The 22,153-nt window shown below is 44.5% G+C and carries 16 protein-coding genes and 3 pseudogenes; 7 read left to right on the top strand and 12 right to left on the bottom strand.

Going from position 1 to position 22,153, the window contains the following annotated elements:
• Positions 1–50: 50 nt before the first annotated feature.
• Together psrP and FJN11_RS11045 are read right to left on the bottom strand one after the other, a co-directional pair.
• Positions 51–3,716: pseudogene (psrP, locus tag FJN11_RS10785) on the bottom strand (serine-rich repeat glycoprotein adhesin PsrP); the annotation flags it as partial.
• 492 nt (positions 3,717–4,208) lie between these two features.
• Positions 4,209–6,872, bottom strand: a pseudogene (locus FJN11_RS11045) (Rib/alpha-like domain-containing protein); the annotation flags it as partial.
• 268 nt (positions 6,873–7,140) lie between these two features.
• Between FJN11_RS11045 and FJN11_RS01725 the strand changes: the two are divergent.
• Positions 7,141–7,497 (top strand): hypothetical protein, encoded by a 357-nt coding sequence (locus tag FJN11_RS01725; protein ID WP_140223908.1) that lies wholly within the window; start codon positions 7,141–7,143, stop codon positions 7,495–7,497.
• Positions 7,498–7,642: 145 nt separating this feature from the next.
• Here the strand turns inward: FJN11_RS01725 and FJN11_RS10960 are convergent.
• The 3 genes and pseudogenes from FJN11_RS10960 to FJN11_RS01710 all read right to left on the bottom strand — a co-directional run.
• A pseudogene (locus tag FJN11_RS10960) lies at positions 7,643–8,165 on the bottom strand (accessory Sec-dependent serine-rich glycoprotein adhesin); the annotation flags it as partial.
• Between the two features lie 655 nt (positions 8,166–8,820).
• Positions 8,821–10,365 carry a peptide chain release factor 3 gene (locus FJN11_RS01715; RefSeq protein ID WP_001025437.1) on the bottom strand — a complete coding sequence of 515 codons (1,545 nt, stop codon included), beginning with the start codon at positions 10,363–10,365 and terminating at the stop codon, positions 8,821–8,823.
• Between the two features lie 143 nt (positions 10,366–10,508).
• Complete coding sequence (locus FJN11_RS01710; RefSeq protein ID WP_049552708.1) at positions 10,509–11,201, bottom strand: YwaF family protein; 693 nt, start codon at positions 11,199–11,201, stop codon at positions 10,509–10,511.
• 165 nt (positions 11,202–11,366) lie between these two features.
• Here FJN11_RS01710 and gatC point away from each other — a divergent pair, with 165 nt between their 5' ends.
• The 6 genes from gatC to nusB all read left to right on the top strand — a co-directional run bounded on the left by gatC (position 11,367) and on the right by nusB (position 16,097).
• On the top strand, positions 11,367–11,669 hold the full coding sequence (gatC, locus tag FJN11_RS01705; protein WP_000705419.1) for an Asp-tRNA(Asn)/Glu-tRNA(Gln) amidotransferase subunit GatC: 303 nt from the start codon (positions 11,367–11,369) through the stop codon (positions 11,667–11,669).
• On the top strand, positions 11,669–13,135 hold the full coding sequence (gene gatA / locus FJN11_RS01700) for an Asp-tRNA(Asn)/Glu-tRNA(Gln) amidotransferase subunit GatA (RefSeq protein WP_000143706.1): 1,467 nt from the start codon (positions 11,669–11,671) through the stop codon (positions 13,133–13,135). The genes gatC and gatA overlap by 1 nt, the downstream gene beginning before the upstream one ends.
• Complete coding sequence (gene gatB / locus FJN11_RS01695; RefSeq protein ID WP_070479852.1) at positions 13,135–14,577, top strand: Asp-tRNA(Asn)/Glu-tRNA(Gln) amidotransferase subunit GatB; 1,443 nt, start codon at positions 13,135–13,137, stop codon at positions 14,575–14,577. The genes gatA and gatB overlap by 1 nt, the downstream gene beginning before the upstream one ends.
• Positions 14,578–14,707: 130 nt before the next feature.
• Positions 14,708–15,268, top strand: coding sequence for an elongation factor P (efp, locus tag FJN11_RS01690; protein ID WP_049552711.1), 561 nt, complete (start codon positions 14,708–14,710; stop codon positions 15,266–15,268).
• A 21-nt stretch (positions 15,269–15,289) separates the two neighbouring features.
• Positions 15,290–15,679, top strand: a complete 390-nt coding sequence (locus tag FJN11_RS01685; RefSeq protein WP_000510575.1) for an Asp23/Gls24 family envelope stress response protein — start codon at positions 15,290–15,292, stop codon at positions 15,677–15,679.
• Complete coding sequence (gene nusB / locus FJN11_RS01680; protein ID WP_000203638.1) at positions 15,672–16,097, top strand: transcription antitermination factor NusB; 426 nt, start codon at positions 15,672–15,674, stop codon at positions 16,095–16,097. The genes FJN11_RS01685 and nusB overlap by 8 nt, the downstream gene beginning before the upstream one ends.
• Positions 16,098–16,210: 113 nt before the next feature.
• Here nusB and FJN11_RS01675 read toward each other — a convergent pair whose 3' ends face one another.
• From FJN11_RS01675 to fabG, 7 genes are read right to left on the bottom strand one after another with little or no spacing between them, the layout of a single operon-like run.
• Positions 16,211–16,978, bottom strand: coding sequence for an acetyl-CoA carboxylase carboxyl transferase subunit alpha (locus FJN11_RS01675; RefSeq protein WP_140223907.1), 768 nt, complete (start codon positions 16,976–16,978; stop codon positions 16,211–16,213).
• On the bottom strand, positions 16,975–17,841 hold the full coding sequence (gene accD, locus FJN11_RS01670) for an acetyl-CoA carboxylase, carboxyltransferase subunit beta (protein WP_061589555.1): 867 nt from the start codon (positions 17,839–17,841) through the stop codon (positions 16,975–16,977). The genes FJN11_RS01675 and accD overlap by 4 nt, the downstream gene beginning before the upstream one ends.
• A gap of 36 nt (positions 17,842–17,877) precedes the next feature.
• Positions 17,878–19,245: an acetyl-CoA carboxylase biotin carboxylase subunit gene (accC, locus tag FJN11_RS01665; protein WP_140223906.1), complete on the bottom strand. Its 1,368-nt coding sequence runs from the start codon at positions 19,243–19,245 to the stop codon at positions 17,878–17,880.
• Between the two features lie 11 nt (positions 19,246–19,256).
• Positions 19,257–19,679: a 3-hydroxyacyl-ACP dehydratase FabZ gene (gene fabZ, locus FJN11_RS01660; protein WP_140223905.1), complete on the bottom strand. Its 423-nt coding sequence runs from the start codon at positions 19,677–19,679 to the stop codon at positions 19,257–19,259.
• Positions 19,676–20,161, bottom strand: a complete 486-nt coding sequence (accB, locus tag FJN11_RS01655; protein WP_061864355.1) for an acetyl-CoA carboxylase biotin carboxyl carrier protein — start codon at positions 20,159–20,161, stop codon at positions 19,676–19,678. Before accB ends, fabZ begins: the two co-directional genes overlap by 4 nt.
• Positions 20,162–20,163: 2 nt before the next feature.
• Positions 20,164–21,399, bottom strand: a complete 1,236-nt coding sequence (gene fabF / locus FJN11_RS01650) for a beta-ketoacyl-ACP synthase II (RefSeq protein ID WP_140223904.1) — start codon at positions 21,397–21,399, stop codon at positions 20,164–20,166.
• Between the two features lie 21 nt (positions 21,400–21,420).
• Complete coding sequence (fabG, locus tag FJN11_RS01645; RefSeq protein ID WP_094753835.1) at positions 21,421–22,152, bottom strand: 3-oxoacyl-[acyl-carrier-protein] reductase; 732 nt, start codon at positions 22,150–22,152, stop codon at positions 21,421–21,423.
• Position 22,153: the final 1 nt, after the last annotated feature.

The raw sequence follows: 22,153 nt of genomic DNA, 5'->3' as shown, positions 1-22,153 counted from the left end.
TATGATTTATGTGTGCGAGTTAGCTTATCCTAATTTTATAGGTTGTCTTACTCTTCTTCATCACGTTTACGACGTTTCGCAACTAGACCAATTCCAGTCAAAGCAGCTAGAGCTCCAAGTAGGGTCGTTCTACTTGATGACTCAGTACCTGTATTTGGTAATTCTTTTTGTGATTTACCTGTAGATTCAGAAATATTTCCAACTTGTGAGTTCGAATGGTTTACTGAATTTGAAGAGTTGGTACTTGCTGAAGCCGAGGCACTTGTTGATGCTGAGGCCGATGCGCTTGTTGACGCTGAGGCCGATGCACTTGTACTTGCCGAAGCTGATGCACTTGTCGATGCTGAGGCTGAAGCACTTGTCGATGCGGAAGCTGAGGCACTTGTCGATGCTGAGGCCGATGCGCTAGTACTTGCTGAAGCCGATGCACTTGTTGATGCGGAAGCTGAGGCACTTGTTGATGCTGAAGCTGAAGCACTGGTACTTGCTGAAGCTGAAGCACTGGTACTTGCTGAAGCTGACGCACTGGTACTTGCTGAGGCCGACGCGCTTGTTGATGCGGAAGCTGAGGCACTTGTTGACGCTGAGGCCGATGCGCTTGTTGACGCTGAAGCTGATGCACTTGTCGATGCGGAAGCTGAGGCACTGGTGCTTGCTGAGGCCGATGCGCTTGTTGATGCGGAAGCTGAGGCACTTGTCGATGCTGAGGCCGATGCGCTTGTTGACGCTGAGGCCGATGCACTTGTACTTGCCGAGGCTGATGCACTTGTCGATGCTGAGGCTGAAGCACTTGTCGATGCTGAAGCTGAGGCACTTGTCGATGCTGAGGCCGATGCGCTAGTACTTGCTGAAGCCGATGCACTTGTCGATGCTGAAGCTGAGGCACTTGTCGATGCTGAGGCTGAAGCACTTGTTGATGCGGAAGCTGAGGCACTTGTTGATGCTGAAGCTGAAGCACTGGTACTTGCTGAAGCTGAAGCACTGGTACTTGCTGAAGCTGACGCACTGGTACTTGCTGAGGCCGATGCGCTTGTGCTTGCTGAAGCCGATGCACTAGTACTTGCTGAAGCCGATGCACTTGTTGACGCTGAAGCTGAAGCACTGGTACTTGCTGAGGCCGACGCGCTTGTTGATGCGGAAGCTGATGCACTTGTCGATGCGGAAGCTGAGGCACTTGTTGACGCTGAGGCCGATGCGCTTGTTGACGCTGAAGCTGAGGCACTTGTCGATGCGGAAGCTGAGGCACTGGTGCTTGCTGAGGCCGATGCGCTTGTTGATGCGGAAGCTGAGGCACTTGTCTACGCTGAGGCTGAGGCACTTGTCGATGCTGAGGCCGATGCGCTTGTTGACGCTGAGGCTGATGCGCTTGTTGACGCTGAGGCCGATGCACTTGTACTTGCCGAGGCTGAGGCACTTGTCGATGCTGAGGCTGAAGCACTTGTCGATGCTGAAGCTGAGGCACTTGTCGATGCTGAGGCCGATGCGCTAGTACTTGCTGAAGCCGATGCACTTGTCGATGCTGAGGCTGATGCGCTAGTACTTGCTAAAGCCGATGCACTTGTACTTGCCGAGGCTGATGCACTTGTCGATGCTGAGGCTGAAGCACTTGTTGATGCGGAAGCTGAGGCACTTGTTGATGCTGAAGCTGATGCACTGGTACTTGCTGAAGCTGATGCACTGGTACTTGCTGAGGCCGACGCGCTTGTTGATGCGGAAGCTGAAGCACTGGTACTTGCTGAAGCTGAAGCACTGGTACTTGCTGAGGCCGATGCGCTTGTTGACGCTGAAGCCGATGCACTAGTACTTGCTGAGGCCGATGCGCTTGTTGACGCTGAAGCTGAGGCACTTGTCGATGCGGAAGCTGAGGCACTTGTCGATGCTGAGGCTGACGCACTTGTTGACGCTGAAGCCGATGCACTAGTACTTGCTGAAGCCGATGCACTTGTTGACGCTGAAGCTGAAGCACTTGTCGATGCTGAGGCTGATACACTGGTACTTGCTGAAGCTGACGCACTGGTACTTGCTGAGGCCGATGCGCTTGTGCTTGCTGAAGCTGACGCACTGGTTGATGCGGAAGCTGAGGCACTTGTTGACGCTGAGGCCGACGCGCTTGTACTTGCGGAAGCTGAGGCACTCGTACTTGCTGAAGCCGACGCGCTTGTCGATGCCGATGCTGACGCACTGGTTGACGCCGATGCTGACGCACTTGTACTTGCTGAAGCTGAGGCACTCGTACTTGCTGAAGCCGACGCACTGGTTGATGCCGAAGCCGATGCACTTGTACTTGCTGAGGCTGACGCACTGGTACTTGCTGAAGCTGACGCGCTAGTACTTGCCGATGCTGATGCACTGGTACTTGCTGAAGCCGACGCGCTAGTGCTTGCAGAAGCCGACGCGCTTGTACTTGCTGAAGCTGAGGCACTTGTACTTGCTGAAGCCGACGCACTGGTTGATGCCGATGCTGACGCACTGGTACTTGCTGAGGCCGAGGCGCTTGTTGATGCTGAAGCTGAGGCGCTAGTTGATGCGGAAGCTGAAGCACTGGTACTTGCTGAAGCCGATGCGCTTGTCGATGCCGATGCTGATGCGCTGGTGCTTGCTGAAGCCGATGCACTTGTACTTGCTGAGGCTGACGCACTGGTACTTGCTGAAGCTGACGCGCTTGTTGACGCTGAAGCTGACGCGCTTGTTGACGCTGAGGCTGATGCACTTGTACTTGCTGAAGCTGAAGCACTCGTACTTGCTGAAGCCGACGCACTGGTTGATGCCGATGCTGACGCACTGGTACTTGCTGAAGCCGACGCACTTGTCGATGCCGATGCTGATGCGCTGGTGCTTGCTGAAGCCGATGCACTTGTACTTGCTGAGGCTGACGCACTTGTACTTGCTGAAGCTGACGCGCTTGTTGACGCTGAAGCCGATGCACTTGTTGACGCTGAGGCTGATGCACTTGTTGACGCTGAGGCTGATGCACTTGTGCTTGCTGAAGCCGATGCACTTGTTGACGCTGAGGCCGATGCGCTTGTTGACGCTGAAGCCGATGCACTTGTTGACGCTGAGGCCGATGCGCTTGTGCTTGCTGAAGCCGATGCGCTTGTGCTTGCTGAAGCCGATGCGCTTGTGCTTGCTGAAGCCGACGCGCTAGTACTTGCTGAAGCCGACGCACTTGTCGATGCTGATGCTGAAGCACTTGTCGATGCTGATGCTGACGCGCTTGTGCTTGCTGAAGCCGATGCGCTTGTTGACGCTGAAGCCGACGCGCTAGTACTTGCTGAAGCCGATGCGCTTGTTGACGCTGAAGCCGATGCACTTGTTGATGCTGATGCTGAAGCACTTGTTGATGCTGATGCTGAAGCACTTGTCGATGCTGAGGCTGACGCGCTTGTACTTGCTGAAGCTGAAGCGCTTGTTGACGCTGAAGCCGATGCGCTTGTTGACGCTGAAGCTGAAGCACTTGTTGATGCTGAAGCCGATGCGCTTGTTGACGCTGAAGCCGATGCACTTGTTGACGCTGAAGCTGAAGCACTTGTTGATGCTGAAGCTGACGCGCTAGTACTTGCTGATGCTGACGCGCTTGTTGATGCTGAAGCTGAGGCACTTGTGCTTGCTGAAGCCGATGCGCTTGTCGACGCTGATGCTGAAGCGCTTGTGCTTGCTGAAGCTGACGCACTTGTTGACGCTGATGCTGAAGCGCTTGTTGATGCTGAAGCCGACGCACTTGTCGATGCTGATGCTGAAGCACTTGTTGATGCTGAAGCTGAAGCGCTTGTGCTTGCTGAAGCTGACGCACTTGTCGATGCTGATGCTGACGCGCTTGTCGATTCTGAGGCCGATGCACTTGTTGACGCTGAAGCCGATGCGCTTGTTGACGCTGAAGCCGACGCGCTAGTACTTGCTGAAGCCGACGCACTTGTCGATGCTGAGACTGACGCGCTTGTTGACGCTGAAGCTGAAGCACTTGTTGACGCTGAAGCTGATGCGCTTGTCGATGCGGACTTAGACGCACTTGTTGAAGCACTTTGGCTTGCGCTTGTCGATGCAGACTTAGATGCGCTCGTTGAAGCACTTTGGCTTGCGCTCGTTGATGCGGAGGCTGATGCGCTCGTTGACGCAGAGGCTGATTCAGATCTATATACTCTATCAGAAACTGTTTCATCCGGATTATAAACAGTCGGTGTATATGGTTGCGTTCCAGATGTCACCTTCGCATTATCTTTATAATAAACTGTCGCAACACCATTAGCGCTCACATCAATACTTGAAATACGGTCGCGACCTTTTGCAACCACCTTATCATGAGCTTTTCTAATTTCTTCTCTGACTTTTTCTTTATCAGCCTCAGTTAAATTGTTTTTATTCTTCACCTCAGTAACATTAATTACCGGTTTATTGAACAAGTTTACTAATTTATCCTGCTGGATTCCAAAGTTCTCAGAAGTAACATTTCCACTTGGATCAGTCGCCTCAACCTGGCGATTCCAGTTATTACCATCTTTATAAGTAAGATTACTATTTGCAGTAGCTGTCACAGTAATGGTCGTACGATCATCACTAGTCGTTGTAGTAATATTTGAAATTTTACCACTACCCCATTCAGCTTTACCTTCAAAGAAATCCGTTAAATCATTGCCATTTCCACGCATTTTCAACGAGGCAAGTTTACCACTATTATCTTTACCAGTAAAGGTTACCTCAATCTTATCTCCTGCATAGATTTTATAAAGGCCTGCACTATTTTTTTCCGGTACTTTACCATTAACCTTAATAGTGTAATTAACAGTTGGTTTTACATTTTCTTTAGTAATAGCCTTAGTAGTTGTGGTAGAAGTAAGGGTCTCTGTTCCTCCAGCAGGAGTCCTTACAACTTTCTCTTGTTTAACCGTTACATTTCCCGTAGGTAAGAGTCCATTATTGCCGTCGTATGCTTTTTTCAGATCAGCAGGTTCAAAGGTAACGCTTGATTCGTTGTCCTTCGCTTTTTTCTCGAACGTATAGCCTGCTAAAGTCAAGGTTACAAGAGCTCCAGGTGTCACATTCGTTACAACAATCGAACGATTTGGCAAGCCACCCTTCTCATTTGTTGATTCATTTGAAATAACAGGGGCTTGTGGATTTACTTTAACCGTAACTGGAACTTTCTGTTTAACACGTACACCTGTAGAGTCAGCAGGCAATTCTACTTCTACTTCCTTAGTAAAGGTTCCTACCTCAGTGAGTGACGGTGCACCATTAACCCACGTGTAATTAGTGTTTGCTGCATTAAACTCTGGGCTTCCAGATAATTTTGTAACCGCTTCTTTAGGATTTGCCACTGCTTGTTTATAAGCTGGCTCATCTGTTTTATTCTGTGTGAAAGTATAAGAACGATTTGATTCAAACTTATAGACATCATGGACAACATTAACTGTATGACTTAGTTTATTAGAGTCATTTTCCCCCATACGACCTACCGGATAGGTAAAGGTCACTTGGTAGGTATTTCTTCCTGTCTCATTTGTATTGATAGGCGAGCTAGAAACTACTTGACCATCTTTACTCCAAGCTTGGCTTGCACCACTTGGATATCCAGCCGTCCCCTCTTTATCAACATAATTATGCCAAACTGTTCCCTTATGAGGCTGCGTTCCTTGAATATCATTTACTGGACCTTTAGGCTTAATTGTCGCAAGAACTTCATAATCTACAGTAACATCTTCACTGCCACCATTAGGATATTCGATGTGGGCAATAGCTTGTTTAGAGCCTGTCTCTGATGTATTAATTCCTGCCCCTTGTTTCCAAGTGATATTTGTTCCAGTAGGGAATGCTTTACCGTTAGCACGCTGGATAAAGTTACTTGCATCCGCCAAGTCACCAGCCTGCTCACCAATATAGGTATAGACTTTAGGGACTTTGGCAATTGGATTGTATTTTTCTAAGGCAGCATTGATAGTACTTGTGGTACCATCACGATAGGTCACTGTGATCGTACCATTTGTTGAGACTTCTATTTTAGCTCTAGTACCTGGGAAGGTTAAAACGGTACCATTTGCGTCCGAATTTACGTTTGGCTGGATTCCTGTCTTAGCGAGGTCTTGATTAGCTAGTAAATCACGTTTATTGGTTGCATTATTAATAAAGTTATTATAAACTTCTGCAATTTCTTGCTGTGTTAAATGCTCCAAATCCTTAACTTGAACAACATCTCCACTTTGAACATCATGACGCTCGTTGAATCCTTTGATGGTATAGGTAACAGTCGCTTCAGATGTTTTATTACCCCAGTCTATCGCCCAAACACGATATGTATAGGTTTTACCTACTTCAGCGGACGCTTCACCGTTACCTACAGTACCGGCTATAGCAGATGGGATATTTTCAAATTCTCGCCTTTGATTTATCCATGGAGTTTCCTTATTTCTAGGATTAGAGGGATTATATTTAGGATTCGGTCTATTTATCTCTTCTCCAATCTTAGCCCCACCATAAGTAACACCAGGAATCGCTTCACCACCATTTGGCCTATACAAGCGAAGGCTTGATCCCTTCTTTAATATAGAAATTTTTTGATTAATCGAGTCATCATTATAAACATCAAAATGGTTTCCTGGAAGAATCTCAAAGCCTGGTCCACTTTTCTCTGTTTCAGGTTTTGGCGTTGGTCTTGATGGATTGTATCCTGTCGGAATACTTGCTGATTGAACTCTAGAGGCATTCCCTTGAGTATTTTGTCCGATAGGTGCCGAGCTAACCTGAACCTGCATATCTGCAGTCGCAGTCGGCACATTGTTATCGTATTTAACTTTGACTACAATTGTACCGTTTAAGTTTCTATTTTGTCCATGTCTGTAATTATAAACAATTTCAGAACCCTGAGTAAAGGTTGGAGTCATCTGATTGTCATTAAATGTTGCACTTTGGACATGGCCTCCTCGGCCGACATTTATCCTAACACCTACATTGCTCAAAGCACTATCAGCCTGAACATTCATAGTGTAGGTCGCGATACCAGTAGCCTTATCAAAAGTAGGTTCAGGACTACTTACCGTCATACGACTGTCATTCTGAGAAGGAGCCCAACTTGCACGAAGGGAAGCATCACGCAACATGGCTTGACCATTACGGGCATCGCGCGCACCTGATTGCGCTCTTAAAACAGCATTGACAATAGAATTACGAGCCAAGGTAGCTTTTTGCACCACCTCTGTCCAGTCACTCGTTGGATCTGCCAAAGCTTTTTCAATAGCTGTCACTGCTGCATTTACCTTAGTAATTGCAGAATCAGTGTTTGGTAAACCAGTAGCCTTCGCTAAGTATTCACCCATTTCAGCTGAAAGCTTGGTTAACTTCTTACGATTTTCTTCATTTTTCTTTACAGAAGCTTCTACAGATGACAAGGTTGCAGCTGTCGCTCCCACTAAACTTGTTGTATCTGAATTCGTTTTAACAGCATTTGACTCAATAGTAGCAGGCTTCAAAATTGATGAATCAATCTTGTCAACCTTTGATTCATTTTGAGTCGATGCTTTCTTCTCATCTTGAATTTCAGATACAGTTTTTTCTGAGGAAGCTCCTACAGATGTTGACACACTACTTGTTTGGCTAGTAGATTGACTCAAACTAGTTGACATACTTGCAGAATCTGAAGCGCTAGTGCTAGCTGAAGATGATGTGCTAGCTGAGGCACTAACTGACGTACTAGCGGAAGCACTTGCTGAGGTGCTGGCTGAAGTACTAGCTGAGGTGCTAGTAGAAGCTGATTCTGAAATCGAAGCGCTTTCGCTTATAGAAGTAGACAAGCTAGCAGAATTTTCCGAGTTACTTAGAGATGTCGTACCCAAAACTACTGTATCATTTGTAACTAAAAGATCTGGATTTTCCAGTGTTTTTTCCACGGCTACTGTTTCATTTGCAAATACTTTTGTTTGAGTAGCAACACTACCACCTAAAACAGCTCCTGTGGCAGCAAGTCCCTTGATAATATCCAAACCTGTAATAGAAGAATTTACTTTATCCTCTACTACTTCCGTCATGACTTGCGTCGTATCTACACCACCACGCAAGACCTTGAACAAACCAAAAAGAGAGGTTGAAGCGCGCAACCAATGTTTTCCTGATTTGATTAATTTATACCGCGTCACTCGATCGGTTTCTCTATACTCACCTTTTTGACGTCTAAAAAACATGATTTATCCTTTCGTCACATTCCAAAAGTGGACAATCCACCCTATTTTAATCATACCTTTAAAGTATACTTTAACTGTAAACGCTTGTCAAGATTTTTAATATATTTTTTATATGATATGATGTTTCAAAGTTCTTTACTCATCCAACATTCAAATTGTTTCAAAAAATATTTAGTATATGTAAAAATAAATATTCAATTCATTATATTAAATATTTCAATACAAAACGTGCAATATTAGTGCTTAAAAGTGAAAAAACATAAATAATTTGATTTCTATTTCTCAAAACAAAAAACTTATGGACGAATAACGTAAAACCAGTTAGTGAGGGTGATAGGTAGGCAAACTGACATTCTATGCACTACGACACGGAGTCTGGCAAATCGATTCTATTTGCCAAAAATAGTTAATAAGACAGTTACCATTTTCTATCTATTACAACAAAAAAGCCCACGAATCGATACCATTCGTGGATTTCGCCTAGTGAAGCGTTTAGGTAAGCCGCCATAGCGGTTACCTATTATTAGATTACGACACTGAGTTTTACAAATCGATTCCATTTGTAAAACTCAGTTAGTGAGGCAGTTAGCTAGTTCGCCAAATAGCGACTAGCGTCCAACAATTAGTAACTTTAGTTCCAATTGTTGGTACTGAGTTACATTTTTTCTTCCAACTCTACATCTGGATACTTGTCCGCAAACCAGCGGAGGGCAAAGTCATTTTCAAAGAGGAAGACTGGTTGGTCAAAACGGTCTTTGGCCAAGATGTTGCGGCTTGATGACATGCGTTCATCCAAGTCCTCAGGCTTGATCCAGCGAACGGTCTTTTTACCCATTGGGCTCATGACTACTTCCGCATTGTACTCGCCTTCCATACGGTGCTTGAAGACTTCAAACTGAAGTTGACCAACAGCTCCCAGCATGTACTCACCTGTTTGGTAATTCTTATAAAGCTGAATGGCTCCTTCTTGCACCAATTGCTCAATTCCCTTGTGGAAGGATTTTTGCTTCATGACATTCTTAGCGGAAACTTTCATGAAAATTTCAGGTGTAAAAGTTGGCAATGGTTCAAATTCAAACTTGTTTTTGCCAACAGTCAATGTATCCCCAACCTGATAAGTACCTGTATCATAAACCCCGATGATATCACCCGCCACGGCATTGGTCACATTCTCACGACTTTCCGCCATAAACTGGGTAACATTAGACAATTTAGCCCCCTTACCAGTACGAGGCAGATTGACACTCATCCCGCGCTCAAACTCACCCGAAACGATACGAACAAAGGCGATACGGTCACGGTGTCGAGGGTCCATGTTGGCTTGGATCTTAAAGACAAATCCTGAGAAATCCTTGTCATAAGGATCCACAATTTCACCGTCTGTTTTCTTGTGACCATGTGGTTCTGGAGCAAACTTAAGGAAGGTTTCAAGGAAGGTCTGCACACCAAAGTTTGTGAGGGCCGAACCGAAGAAGACAGGTGTCAATTCTCCAGCCAGAATAGCTTCCTCTGAAAACTCATTCCCAGCTTCATTTAAAAGCTCAATATCATCCTTGACTTGCTCGTAGAAAGGATTGCTACCAAAAAGCTTGTCCCCATCTTCTAAACTAGCAAAACGCTCATCCCCTTTATAAAGTTCCAAGCGTTGGTTATAGAGGTCATAAAGCCCTTCAAAGGCTTTCCCCATCCCGATTGGCCAGTTCATCGGATAACTTGCAATACCCAAGACTTCTTCCAATTCTTGCAAGAGGTCCAGTGGCTCACGACCGTCACGGTCCAGCTTGTTCATAAAGGTAAAGACGGGAATGCCACGGTGTTTGACAACTTCAAACAATTTCTTAGTTTGGGCCTCGATACCCTTGGCAGAGTCCACAACCATGACCGCAGCATCCACCGCCATCAAGGTCCGATAGGTATCTTCTGAGAAGTCCTCGTGCCCTGGTGTGTCGAGGATATTCACGCGCTTACCATCGTAGTCAAACTGCATCACAGATGAAGTAACCGAAATCCCACGTTGCTTCTCGATATCCATCCAGTCAGACTTGGCAAACGTCCCTGTTTTCTTCCCTTTTACGGTACCAGCCTCACGAATCTCGCCCCCAAAGTAGAGCAACTGCTCAGTAATGGTAGTTTTCCCCGCGTCCGGGTGGGAGATGATGGCAAAAGTACGACGTTTCTTAATTTCTTCTTGAATATTCATAAGTTCTCTTTCTTTGATTCTCTATTTTTCTTGTTTCAATAACTCAGAATGATTTTTACATTGGATTGTACCATTCCTTTCAACACCCCATTATATCGGATTTTGAGTAGTTTTTCAATTGCTCATCCGACGAAAAAAGTTAGCTAGAGCACTGATTTCACCTGGTTTCTCTTTTTCCACCGTTTTTTGAACAAGATATCAAAAAGAACCAGAGCCAGTGAAAGGATGACGGACACAAGTAGGTACTTTAGCCACAGGGGGGCATCAGGAATAAAAGGTGTCTTATTTAAGAGACCATAATTTCCCCCTGTCACCTGATTAACCCCAACTAGAAAGAGATTGAGGATAAAGGTATAGACTACAATCATATATTTCTTGAGTAGGCTCTTGTCATAGTGATTCATCAAGTAGACCAAGGAATTCACTAGAAGGGCATAGTGCCCAATCAAAAATGAAAAACTGGTAATATGGGGGAAGTCATAGGGGTCAAAAACTGGGTAAACCAGTGCAAAGACAGCTCCACTTGCTCCTAAGAGGGCAAAGTACTGCTTGCTTTTCCATTTATCAGGCAAGAAAACCACAGCAAACATAGCTAAACGGCAATGATAAAATGGGAGACTATTAGAAAAGGGAATCCCAAAACCAACATACCAACTATAGAGTGCTAGCAACTGGAGGATCTGAATCCCCTTAAACAAGTATACAAATTTCGGATTTTTGTGATAAGCAAGTGCCCCATAAATACAAAGCATTAAGACCAGCATCATAACCCCATACCAAAAAAGTGAAATGGGAGGAGGGACTGTCTGAGTTCTGGTGATAAATTGATGGAACATGTTTCTATCCTAACTCTTATTTTTTCTTTTTTCTAGTTTAACTATTATAGCGAATTAAAAACGATTTTTCAATTTCTATTTCTTTTCAGTTTGGCTCCCTTATTTATAGGAAAATATGGTAAAATAGAACAGACTCAAAATCATCATTTCACGAAAGGATGCAAGATGAAAATTACGCAAGAAGAGGTAACACACGTTGCCAATCTTTCAAAATTAAGATTCTCTGAAGAAGAAACTGCTGCCTTTGCAACTACCTTGTCCAAGATTGTAGACATGGTTGAATTGCTGGGCGAAGTTGACACAACTGGTGTTGCACCTACTACAACCATGGCTGACCGCAAGACTGTACTCCGCCCTGATGTGGCCGAAGAAGGAACAGACCGTGATCGCTTGTTTAAAAACGTACCTGAAAAAGACAACTACTATATCAAGGTACCAGCTATCCTAGACGATGGAGGAGATGCCTAATGACTTTCAACAATAAAACCATTGAAGACTTGCACAATCTCCTTGTCTCTAAGGAAATTTCTGCAACAGAATTAACCCAAGCTACGCTTGAAGATATCAAGTCTCGCGAGACAGCTATCAACGCTTTTGTTACCATAGCTGAAGAGCAAGCACTTGCTCAAGCCAAAGCCATTGATGAAGCTGGAATTGACGCTGATAATGTCCTTTCAGGAATTCCACTTGCAGTTAAGGATAACATCTCTACAGACGGCATTCTCACAACTGCTGCCTCAAAAATGCTCTATAACTACGAGCCAATTTTTGATGCGACAGCCGTTGCCAATGCAAAGGCTAAAGGCATGATTGTTGTCGGAAAGACCAACATGGACGAATTTGCCATGGGTGGTTCAGGTGAGACTTCCCACTACGGTGCCACTAAAAATGCTTGGGACCACAGCAAGGTTCCTGGTGGATCATCAAGTGGTTCTGCCGCAGCTGTAGCGTCAGGGCAAGTCCGCTTGTCACTTGGTTCTGATACGGGTGGCTCTATCCGCCAACCTGCTGCCTTCAACGGGATTGTTGGTCTCAAACCAACCTACGGAACAGTTTCACGTTTCGGCCTCATTGCCTTCGGTAGCTCATTAGACCAAATCGGACCTTTTGCTCCTACTGTTAAGGAAAACGCCCTCTTGCTCAATGCGATTGCCAGCGAAGATGCCAAAGACTCTACTTCTGCTCCTGTCCGCATTGCCGACTTTACTTCAAAAATCGGTCAAGACATCAAGGGCATGAAAATTGCTTTACCTAAGGAATACCTTGGTGAAGGAATTGACCCAGAGGTTAAGGAAACCATTCTGAATGCCGCTAAACACTTCGAGAAACTCGGTGCCATCGTCGAAGAAGTTAGCCTTCCTCACTCAAAATACGGTGTTGCAGTTTACTACATCATCGCTTCATCTGAAGCTTCATCAAACTTGCAACGCTTTGACGGTATCCGTTACGGCTACCGCGCAGAGGATGCGACTAACCTTGATGAAATCTATGTAAACAGCCGTAGCCAAGGTTTCGGTGAAGAGGTTAAACGCCGTATCATGCTAGGTACTTTCAGCCTTTCATCAGGTTACTACGATGCCTACTACAAGAAAGCTGGACAGGTCCGTACCCTCATCATCCAAGATTTCGAAAAAGTCTTTGCAGATTATGACTTGATTTTGGGACCAACTGCTCCAAGTGTTGCCTATGACTTGGATTCTCTCAACCACGACCCAGTTGCCATGTACTTGGCTGACCTTTTGACCATACCAGTCAACTTGGCAGGTCTCCCAGGAATTTCGATTCCTGCTGGATTCTCTCAAGGACTACCTGTCGGACTCCAATTGATTGGTCCTAAGTACTCTGAGGAAACCATTTACCAAGCTGCTGCTGCTTTTGAGGCGACAACAGACTACCACAAACAACAACCCGTGATTTTTGGAGGTGATAACTAATGAACTTTGAAACAGTCATTGGACTTGAAGTCCACGTAGAGCTCAACACCAATTCAAAAATCTTCTCACCTACTTCTGCCCACTTCGGAAATGACCAAAATGCCAATACCAACGTGATTGACTGGTCTTTCCCAGGTGTTCTGCCAGTTCTAAATAAAGGTGTTGTTGATGCCGGTATCAAGGCAGCTCTTGCCCTCAACATGGACATCCACAAAAAGATGCACTTTGACCGCAAGAACTACTTCTACCCTGATAATCCAAAAGCCTACCAAATTTCTCAGTTTGATGAGCCAATCGGTTATAACGGTTGGATTGAAGTCGAGCTAGAAGACGGTACAACTAAGAAAATCGGTATCGAACGTGCCCATCTAGAAGAAGACGCTGGTAAAAACACCCACGGTACAGATGGCTACTCTTACGTTGACCTCAACCGCCAAGGGGTGCCTTTGATTGAGATTGTATCTGAAGCTGACATGCGTTCGCCAGAAGAAGCCTACGCTTACCTAACAGCCCTCAAGGAAGTTATCCAGTACGCTGGCATTTCTGACGTTAAGATGGAAGAAGGTTCTATGCGTGTGGATGCCAATATTTCTCTTCGTCCTTATGGTCAAGAAAAATTCGGTACCAAAACTGAGTTGAAGAACCTCAACTCCTTCTCAAACGTTCGCAAAGGTCTTGAATACGAAGTTCAACGTCAAGCCGAAATCCTTCGTTCAGGTGGTCAAATCCGCCAGGAAACACGCCGTTACGATGAAGCCAACAAGGCAACCATCCTCATGCGTGTCAAGGAAGGTGCTGCAGACTACCGCTACTTCCCAGAACCAGACCTACCACTCTTTGAAATTTCCGACGAGTGGATTGAGGAAATGCGTACTGAATTGCCAGAGTTTCCAAAAGAACGCCGTGCTCGCTACGTCTCTGACCTTGGCTTGTCAGACTACGATGCTAGCCAGTTGACTGCTAATAAAGTCACATCTGACTTCTTTGAAAAAGCTGTTGCTCTCGGTGGTGATGCCAAGCAAGTCTCTAACTGGCTCCAAGGAGAAGTTGCTCAGTTCTTAAACGCTGAAGGTAAGACACTGGAACAAATCGAATTGACACCAGAAAACTTGGTCGAAATGATTGCCATCATCGAAGACGGTACTATCTCTTCTAAGATTGCCAAGAAAGTCTTTGTCCACCTGGCTAAAAATGGCGGCGGTGCGCGTGAATACGTTGAAAAAGCAGGTATGGTTCAAATCTCAGACCCTGAAATCCTGATCCCAATCATCCACCAAGTCTTTGCCGATAACGAAGCGGCTGTTGCCGACTTCAAGTCAGGTAAACGTAACGCAGATAAGGCATTTACAGGATTCCTTATGAAAGCAACCAAAGGCCAAGCCAACCCACAAGTCGCCCTTAAGCTGCTTGCCCAGGAATTGGCAAAGTTGAAAGAAGATTAATATATAAAAGAAACCAGCCTTGAGGTTGGTTTTTTCGCTCTTACCAAATCCCATTAACTATTTTGGCTTTATTTCCAGAAGATTTTATGGTAAAATGAAGAGTAATAATATTTATTAAAGAGGTAAAAACATGATTGAAGCAAGCAAATTGAAAGCTGGTATGACATTTGAAACTGCAGACGGAAAATTGATCCGCGTTTTGGAAGCTAGCCACCACAAACCAGGTAAAGGGAACACAATCATGCGTATGAAATTACGTGATGTCCGTACTGGTTCTACATTTGACACAAGCTACCGTCCAGAAGAAAAATTCGAACAAGCTATTATCGAAACTGTTCCAGCTCAATTCTTGTACAAAATGGATGAAACTGCCTACTTCATGAATACTGAAACTTACGACCAATACGAAATCCCAGTCGTAAACGTTGAAAATGAATTGCTTTACATCCTTGAAAACTCTGATGTAAAAATCCAATTCTACGGAACTGAAGTAATCGGTGTAACTGTACCAACTACTGTTGAATTGACAGTCGCTGAAACACAACCATCTATCAAAGGTGCTACTGTTACAGGTTCTGGTAAACCAGCGACTATGGAAACTGGACTTGTTGTCAACGTTCCTGACTTCATCGAAGCTGGGCAAAAATTGATCATCAACACTGCAGAAGGAACTTACGTTTCTCGTGCCTAATCTCTAGAAAGAGGTCATTCTATGGGAATTGAAGAACAATTTGGCGAAATCGTTATCGCTCCACGTGTACTTGAAAAAATCATTGCCATCGCAACTGCTAAAGTTGATGGTGTCCACTCATTTTCAAATAAATCCGTATCTGATACCCTATCAAAACTCTCTCTTGGTCGTGGCGTCTACTTAAAAGAAAGCAACGAAGAACTAACTGCTGACATTTATCTCTATCTTGAGTACGGTGTAAAAGTACCAAAAGTTGCTCTTGCTATTCAAAAAGCGGTCAAAGATGCTGTTCGTGATATGGCTGATGTGGAACTTGCTGCTGTCAACATCCATGTTGCAGGAATCGTTCCAGACAAAACACCAAAACCTGAGTTGAAAGATCTATTTAACGAGGACTTCCTCAATGACTAGTCCACTATTAGAATCTAGACGCGAACTTCGTAAATGCGCTTTTCAAGCTCTTATGAGCCTTGAATTCGGCACAGATATGGAAACAGCTTGTCACTTTGCCTACACGCATGACCGTGAAGATGCAGATGTGCAAATCCCTGCCTTTCTTCTAAACTTGGTTTCTGGCGTTCAAGCTCAAAAAGACGAGTTGGATAAACAAATCAACCAGCACCTCAAGTCAGGCTGGACAGTTGAACGCTTGACCTTGGTCGAAAAAAACTTACTACGCTTGGGTATCTTTGAAATCACATCATTTGATACACCTCAGCTGGTAGCAGTCAATGAAGCCATTGAACTTGCTAAAAATTTTTCAGATCAAAAATCAGCCCGTTTTATCAATGGACTGCTTAGTCAATTTGTAACAGAAGAAAATGAATAATCGAAAAGGTGTTTGGTCTTCCAGGCACCTTTTACTTCATCCTTGATACAGAGTAAGAACCACATAAAAACTAGAACTGACCGCCAGTTCTAGTTTTTATGTATTCTGAAGTATTAGTATTTTCTAAATCGTTGGTAACGCTCTTCCAACAACTCTTCTAACGGTTTTTGCGAAAGTCTAGCTAGCTCAGCTTGAAGTTCTTTCTTTACACTCTTAATCAGTTCTTTACTAGAAAGTCCTGCTTCAGAAATCACCTTGTTCACCACGTCCATTTCTAGCAGCTCGTGTGAAGTGATTTTCATCAGCTCTGCCGCTTCCATGGCACGAGTTCCGTCCTTCCATAGAATGGAAGCAAAGCCTTCTGGGCTGAGAATGGCATAGATAGAATTTTCCAGCATCCAGACACGGTCTGCAACTGCTAGAGCCAAAGCCCCACCTGAACCACCTTCACCGATAATGATGGCGATAATCGGAACTTTCAGATCACTCATTTCCATAAGATTGCGAGCGATAGCTTCCCCTTGACCGCGTTCTTCCGCTCCCACACCAGGATAGGCACCTGCAGTATTGATAAAGGTCACAACTGGACGGCCAAACTTTTCAGCTTGTTTCATCAACCGTAGGGCCTTGCGATAGCCTTCTGGATGTGGTTGTCCAAAATTCCGTTTGAGGTTGTCTTGCAAGCTCTTGCCTTTTTGGATACCAACCACTGTGACAGCTTGATCTCCAAGCCAGCCAATACCACCGACAACTGCACCATCATCACGAAAAGAACGGTCACCGTGTAATTGGATAAATTCATCAAAAATGCCTGTCGCAAAGTCCAAGGTTGTCAAGCGACTCTGCTCACGCGCTTCTCTGACTATTTTTGCAATATTCATCTAGGACACCCTCCATGCAATCTGACTAGGCTAGCAATCGTATCTGGCAAATCTCTTCTTTTGACAATAGCATCTACAAAGCCATGTTCCAGTAGGAATTCTGCCTTTTGAAAATCCTCAGGCAAGTTTTCACGAACCGTATTTTCAATCACACGACGCCCAGCAAAACCAACCAAGCTCTGTGGTTCAGCCAGAATGATATCGCCCTCCATAGCGAAAGAAGCTGTCACACCACCTGTCGTTGGATCTGTCAAAATGGTCAGATAAAAGAGACCAGCATTTGAATGGCGTTTAACCGCTGCAGAGATCTTGGCCATCTGCATGAGACTCATGATTCCTTCCTGCATACGGGCTCCACCAGATGCTGTGAAGAGAACAACTGGCAATTTTTCAACAGTCGCATATTCAAATAATCGAGTGATTTTTTCACCTACAACCGTACCCATAGAAGCCATGATAAAGTTAGAATCCATAATCCCAAGAGCCACAGTCTGACCTTTAATAAGAGCTGTTCCTGTCACAACAGCTTCATCCAGACCTGTTTTTTCACGCATAGTTGCTAGTTTCTTTTGATAACCAGGGAAATGCAAGGGATCCTTGCTTTCAATCCCCGTAAATAATTCCTTGAAAGTCCCCATATCAATCGTCAAAGCCAAGCGTTCTTGGGCAGAAATACGAAAGGTGTAGTTACAATGTGGACAGATACGCTCACTTCCCAGATCCTTCTGATAAATGGTATGCTTACAGCCTGGACACTGGGAGAATAATTCATCTGGAACCTCTGGCTTAGCTTGAGGTTTTTCCCTAACCGAACGATTGGGATTGATTCGAATATACTTATCTTTTTTACTAAATAGAGCCATTGATTCCCCTTTTCGGTTTAAACTCTTGAAGTCATTTTATTCTTTTTCTTGATATTTAGGTAAGAAAGTTTCCATCAAGAAGGAAGTATCATAATCTCCAGCAATGACATTACGATCTGAAATGAGGTCAAGCTGGAAATCTGCATTGGTCTGCACCCCCTCTATCTCTAGTTCATAGAGGGCTCGTTGCATTTTCATCAAGGCATCAAAACGATTTTCACCGTGAACGATGATTTTAGCAATCATACTATCATAATAAGGCGGAATGGTATAACCTGGATAAACTGCTGAATCCACGCGCAAGCCTACTCCTCCACTTGGCAGATAGAGATTGGTAATCTTACCTGGACTTGGAGCAAAGTTGAAGGCTGGGTTTTCTGCATTGATCCGACACTCGATGGCATGACCACGCAGAACAATATCTTCTTGCTTAACAGACAAAGGCTGACCTGCCGCAATGCGAATTTGTTCCTTAACGATATCCACACCTGAAACAAATTCTGTTACTGGATGCTCTACCTGAACACGTGTATTCATTTCCATGAAATAGAATTTACCACTGGCTTCATCAAGAAGAAACTCAATGGTCCCTGCATTTTCATAACCAACAGACTCTGCCGCTCGAACAGCCGCAGAACCAATTTCATGGCGCAGCGTTTTTCCGATTGCAATCGAAGGACTTTCTTCCAAAACCTTTTGGTTATTCCGTTGAAGAGAACAATCCCGTTCCCCCAAGTGAATCACATGTCCATGCTCATCTCCTAGGATTTGAACCTCAATATGGCGAGCTGGATAAATAACCCGCTCTATATACATGGCACCATTGCCATAATTGGCCTTGGCTTCACTTGAAGCAGTATCAAAGGCGGAAACGAGGTCTTCTGGTTTTTCAACCTTACGAATCCCTTTACCACCTCCACCTGCTGAAGCCTTGAGCATAACAGGGTAGCCAATTTTTTCAGCAACAATCAAAGCTTCCTCAGAGTTATGCACTTCTCCATCTGAACCTGGAATGACAGGCACGCCTGCTTTAATCATCTGAGCACGCGCATTGATTTTATCTCCCATCATATCCATGACATGACCAGATGGACCGATAAACTTGATACCAACTTCTTCACACATGGTTGCAAATTTGGAATTTTCACTGAGAAATCCAAAACCTGGGTGAATGGCTTCTGCCTCAGTCAAGACTGCAGCTGATAGAACAGCATTAATATTGAGATAAGACTCTGTAGGCTTACCAGGACCGATACAAACTGCTTCATCTGCCAAAAGCGTATGAAGGGCTTCCTTATCAGCAGTTGAATAAACTGCCACCGTCGCAATCCCCAGTTCACGCGCCGCACGGATAATACGAACCGCAATTTCACCACGATTGGCAATTAAAATTTTTCGAAACATGGAGAACCTCCTTAGTTCCCTATTGCAAAGGTAAGAGTACCACTAGCTGCAAGCTTGCCATCCACTTCAGCCTTTGCTTCAACCACGGCAATAGTGCCACGACGTTTTACAAAAGTCGCGTTCATAACCAATTGGTCGCCTGGTACAACTTGCTTCTTGAACTTGACCTTATCCATACCAGCGTAAAAGACTAGTTTCCCCTTATTTTCAGGTTTTGATAACTCCAATACACCAGCTGTTTGCGCCAAGGCTTCCATAATCAGAACACCTGGCATGACAGGGTATTGAGGGAAATGACCATTAAAGAAGGGCTCATTGATGGTCACATTTTTGATGGCAACAATGGTGTCCTCGCTCACTTCCAAGACACGGTCCACTAGGAGCATAGGATAACGGTGGGGAAGAGCTTCTTTGATTCCTTGAATATCGATCATTTGATACGTACCAATCCTTTACCAAACTCAACCATTTCTTCGTTAGAAACGAGAATTTCCGTTACCACACCATCCTTAGGAGCTGGGATTTCATTCATGACTTTCATAGCTTCGATGATCACCAATGTTTGACCTTTTTTGACACTATCACCAACTGTGACGAAGGCAGGTTTATCTGGACCCGCAGCCAAGTAAGCCACCCCAACAAGTGGGCTCTCTACAACATCTCCCTCAGCAGCTACACTTGCTTCAACTGAAGCAGGAACTTCTTCCACTACAGTCTCTACTGGAGCAGATGTTGAAGCTACTGGACTTGGTGTTGCTATAGCAGGCGCAGGAGCGACCTGAGGTGCAACTTCAGGCACAAGTCTAGCTTCATTCTTGCTAAACTGTAACTCATCCGTCCCATTTCTATAAGAAAATTCTCTCAAACTTGACTGGTCAAATTGAGCCATCAAGTCTTTAATATCGTTTAAATTCATACTTATTTATTCTCCCAACGTTTGAAAGCAAGAACTGCATTGTGGCCACCAAAACCAAAAGTATTTGAAATGGCGTATGGAATTTCTTGCTCCAAGCCTTGTCCATAAACGACATTGGCTTCGATATAATCTGATACTTCACTTGTTCCAGCTGTCATTGGTACAAAGTTATGACGCATAGCCTCGATTGTGACAATAGCTTCTACTGCCCCTGCAGCACCCAGTAAATGTCCTGTGAATGATTTGGTTGATGATACAGGTACTTCCTTACCAAAAACAGCTACGATCGCACCACTTTCTCCTTTTTCATTAGCAGGAGTTGACGTTCCGTGAGCATTGACATAGGCTACTTGCTCTGGGGAAATCTCAGCTTCTTCCAAGGCTAGTTTGATGGCCTTGATAGCTCCCTGACCTTCTGGATGTGGTGAAGTCATGTGGTAGGCATCACAGGTATGTCCATAACCAACCACTTCAGCAAGGATAGTTGCCCCACGTTTTTCAGCGTGTTCAAGGCTTTCAAGAACCAACATCCCAGAACCTTCACCCATGACAAAACCATTACGGTCCTTATCAAATGGAATGGAAGCACGAGTTGGGTCCTCTGTAGTTGAGAGAGCTGTCAGGGCTTGGAAACCAGCAATAGCAAAAGGTGTAATAGAGGCTTCTGAACCACCTACCAACATAACATCTTGGAAACCAAACTTAATTGAGCGGAAGGCATCCCCAATCGCGTCATTTGATGAAGCGCAGGCAGTATTGATGGATTTACAAACACCGTTTGCTCCAAAACGCATAGCAACATTTCCTGAAGCCATATTTGGCAAGGCTTTCGGAAGGGTCAATGGTTTCACACGTTTTGGTCCTTTGTCATTTAGGCGAAGTACTTGATCTTCAATTTCTTTGATTCCACCAATACCAGAGGCCACAATAACACCAAAACGATCTTTATCAAGAGCCTCTACATCCAAATTGGCATGATTGACAGCTTCTTGGGCTGCGTACAAGGCATACAAAGAGTAGTTATCAAAACGATTGGTATCTTTCTTAACAAAGTATTTATCAAAAGGAAAATCTTGGATTTCTGCTGCATTATGCACATCAAAGTCACTATGGTCAAATTTTGTAATTTTACCAATTCCGATTTTTCCAGTTGTCAAACTATTCCAAAATTCTTCTGGTGTATTTCCGATTGGAGATGTTACTCCATAACCTGTTACTACTACGCGATTTAGTTTCATCTTTTTTACCTCTAGCTTCTGCTACATACTTAAGCCACCATCAATGGCAACCACTTGACCAGTTAGATAATCTTGGCCTGCTAAAAATACTGTCAAATCTGCAACCTGCTCTGCCTGCCCAAATTCTTTCATAGGAATTTGGGCCAGCATAGCATCTTTTACCTTGTCTGATAGAACAGCTGTCATATCGGACTCAATCATTCCAGGAGCAATAGCATTAACCCTGATATTGCGATTGGCCACTTCACGAGCCACAGACTTGGTAAAACCAATCAAACCAGCCTTAGAAGCTGCATAGTTAGCTTGACCGATATTTCCCATCAAACCAACAACACTAGACATATTAATGATAGCACCTTCTCTGGCTTTCATCATCGGTTTCAAGACTGATTGTGTCATGTTAAAGGCACCAGTCAAGTTAACCTTGAGCACTTTTTCAAAATCTGCTTCTGTCATCTTGAGCATTAGGGTATCTTGGGTAATCCCTGCATTGTTGACCAAAACATCTACTGAACCCAGCTCTACAATAGCTTGATCAACCATACGCTTAGCATCTGCAAAATTTGATACATCTCCTGAAATGGGAACCACCTTGACATCATAGTCTGCAAACTCAACGAGCAATTCTTCTGAGATTGCCCCACGACTGTTTAAGACAATGTTGGCTCCTACTTGAGCAAACTTGTGGGCGATGGCAAGACCAATCCCACGACTCGAACCTGTAATAAAGATATTTTTATTTTTTAGTTGCATT

Origin of the sequence: Streptococcus symci (assembly GCF_006385165.1) — a bacterium.
GTDB lineage: Bacteria > Bacillota > Bacilli > Lactobacillales > Streptococcaceae > Streptococcus > Streptococcus symci.
This window is presented reverse-complemented; position numbering and strand designations above follow the sequence as displayed.

Coding starts and splice junctions, on each gene's coding strand:
- FJN11_RS01715 (WP_001025437.1), bottom strand. CDS start 10,365: ATGAATATTCAAGAAGAAATTAAGAAACGTCGTACTTTTGCCATCATC.
- FJN11_RS01710 (WP_049552708.1), bottom strand. CDS start 11,201: ATGTTCCATCAATTTATCACCAGAACTCAGACAGTCCCTCCTCCCATT.
- gatC (WP_000705419.1), top strand. CDS start 11,367: ATGAAAATTACGCAAGAAGAGGTAACACACGTTGCCAATCTTTCAAAA.
- gatA (WP_000143706.1), top strand. CDS start 11,669: ATGACTTTCAACAATAAAACCATTGAAGACTTGCACAATCTCCTTGTC.
- gatB (WP_070479852.1), top strand. CDS start 13,135: ATGAACTTTGAAACAGTCATTGGACTTGAAGTCCACGTAGAGCTCAAC.
- efp (WP_049552711.1), top strand. CDS start 14,708: ATGATTGAAGCAAGCAAATTGAAAGCTGGTATGACATTTGAAACTGCA.
- FJN11_RS01685 (WP_000510575.1), top strand. CDS start 15,290: ATGGGAATTGAAGAACAATTTGGCGAAATCGTTATCGCTCCACGTGTA.
- nusB (WP_000203638.1), top strand. CDS start 15,672: ATGACTAGTCCACTATTAGAATCTAGACGCGAACTTCGTAAATGCGCT.
- FJN11_RS01675 (WP_140223907.1), bottom strand. CDS start 16,978: ATGAATATTGCAAAAATAGTCAGAGAAGCGCGTGAGCAGAGTCGCTTG.
- accD (WP_061589555.1), bottom strand. CDS start 17,841: ATGGCTCTATTTAGTAAAAAAGATAAGTATATTCGAATCAATCCCAAT.
- accC (WP_140223906.1), bottom strand. CDS start 19,245: ATGTTTCGAAAAATTTTAATTGCCAATCGTGGTGAAATTGCGGTTCGT.
- fabZ (WP_140223905.1), bottom strand. CDS start 19,679: ATGATCGATATTCAAGGAATCAAAGAAGCTCTTCCCCACCGTTATCCT.
- accB (WP_061864355.1), bottom strand. CDS start 20,161: ATGAATTTAAACGATATTAAAGACTTGATGGCTCAATTTGACCAGTCA.
- fabF (WP_140223904.1), bottom strand. CDS start 21,399: ATGAAACTAAATCGCGTAGTAGTAACAGGTTATGGAGTAACATCTCCA.
- fabG (WP_094753835.1), bottom strand. CDS start 22,152: ATGCAACTAAAAAATAAAAATATCTTTATTACAGGTTCGAGTCGTGGG.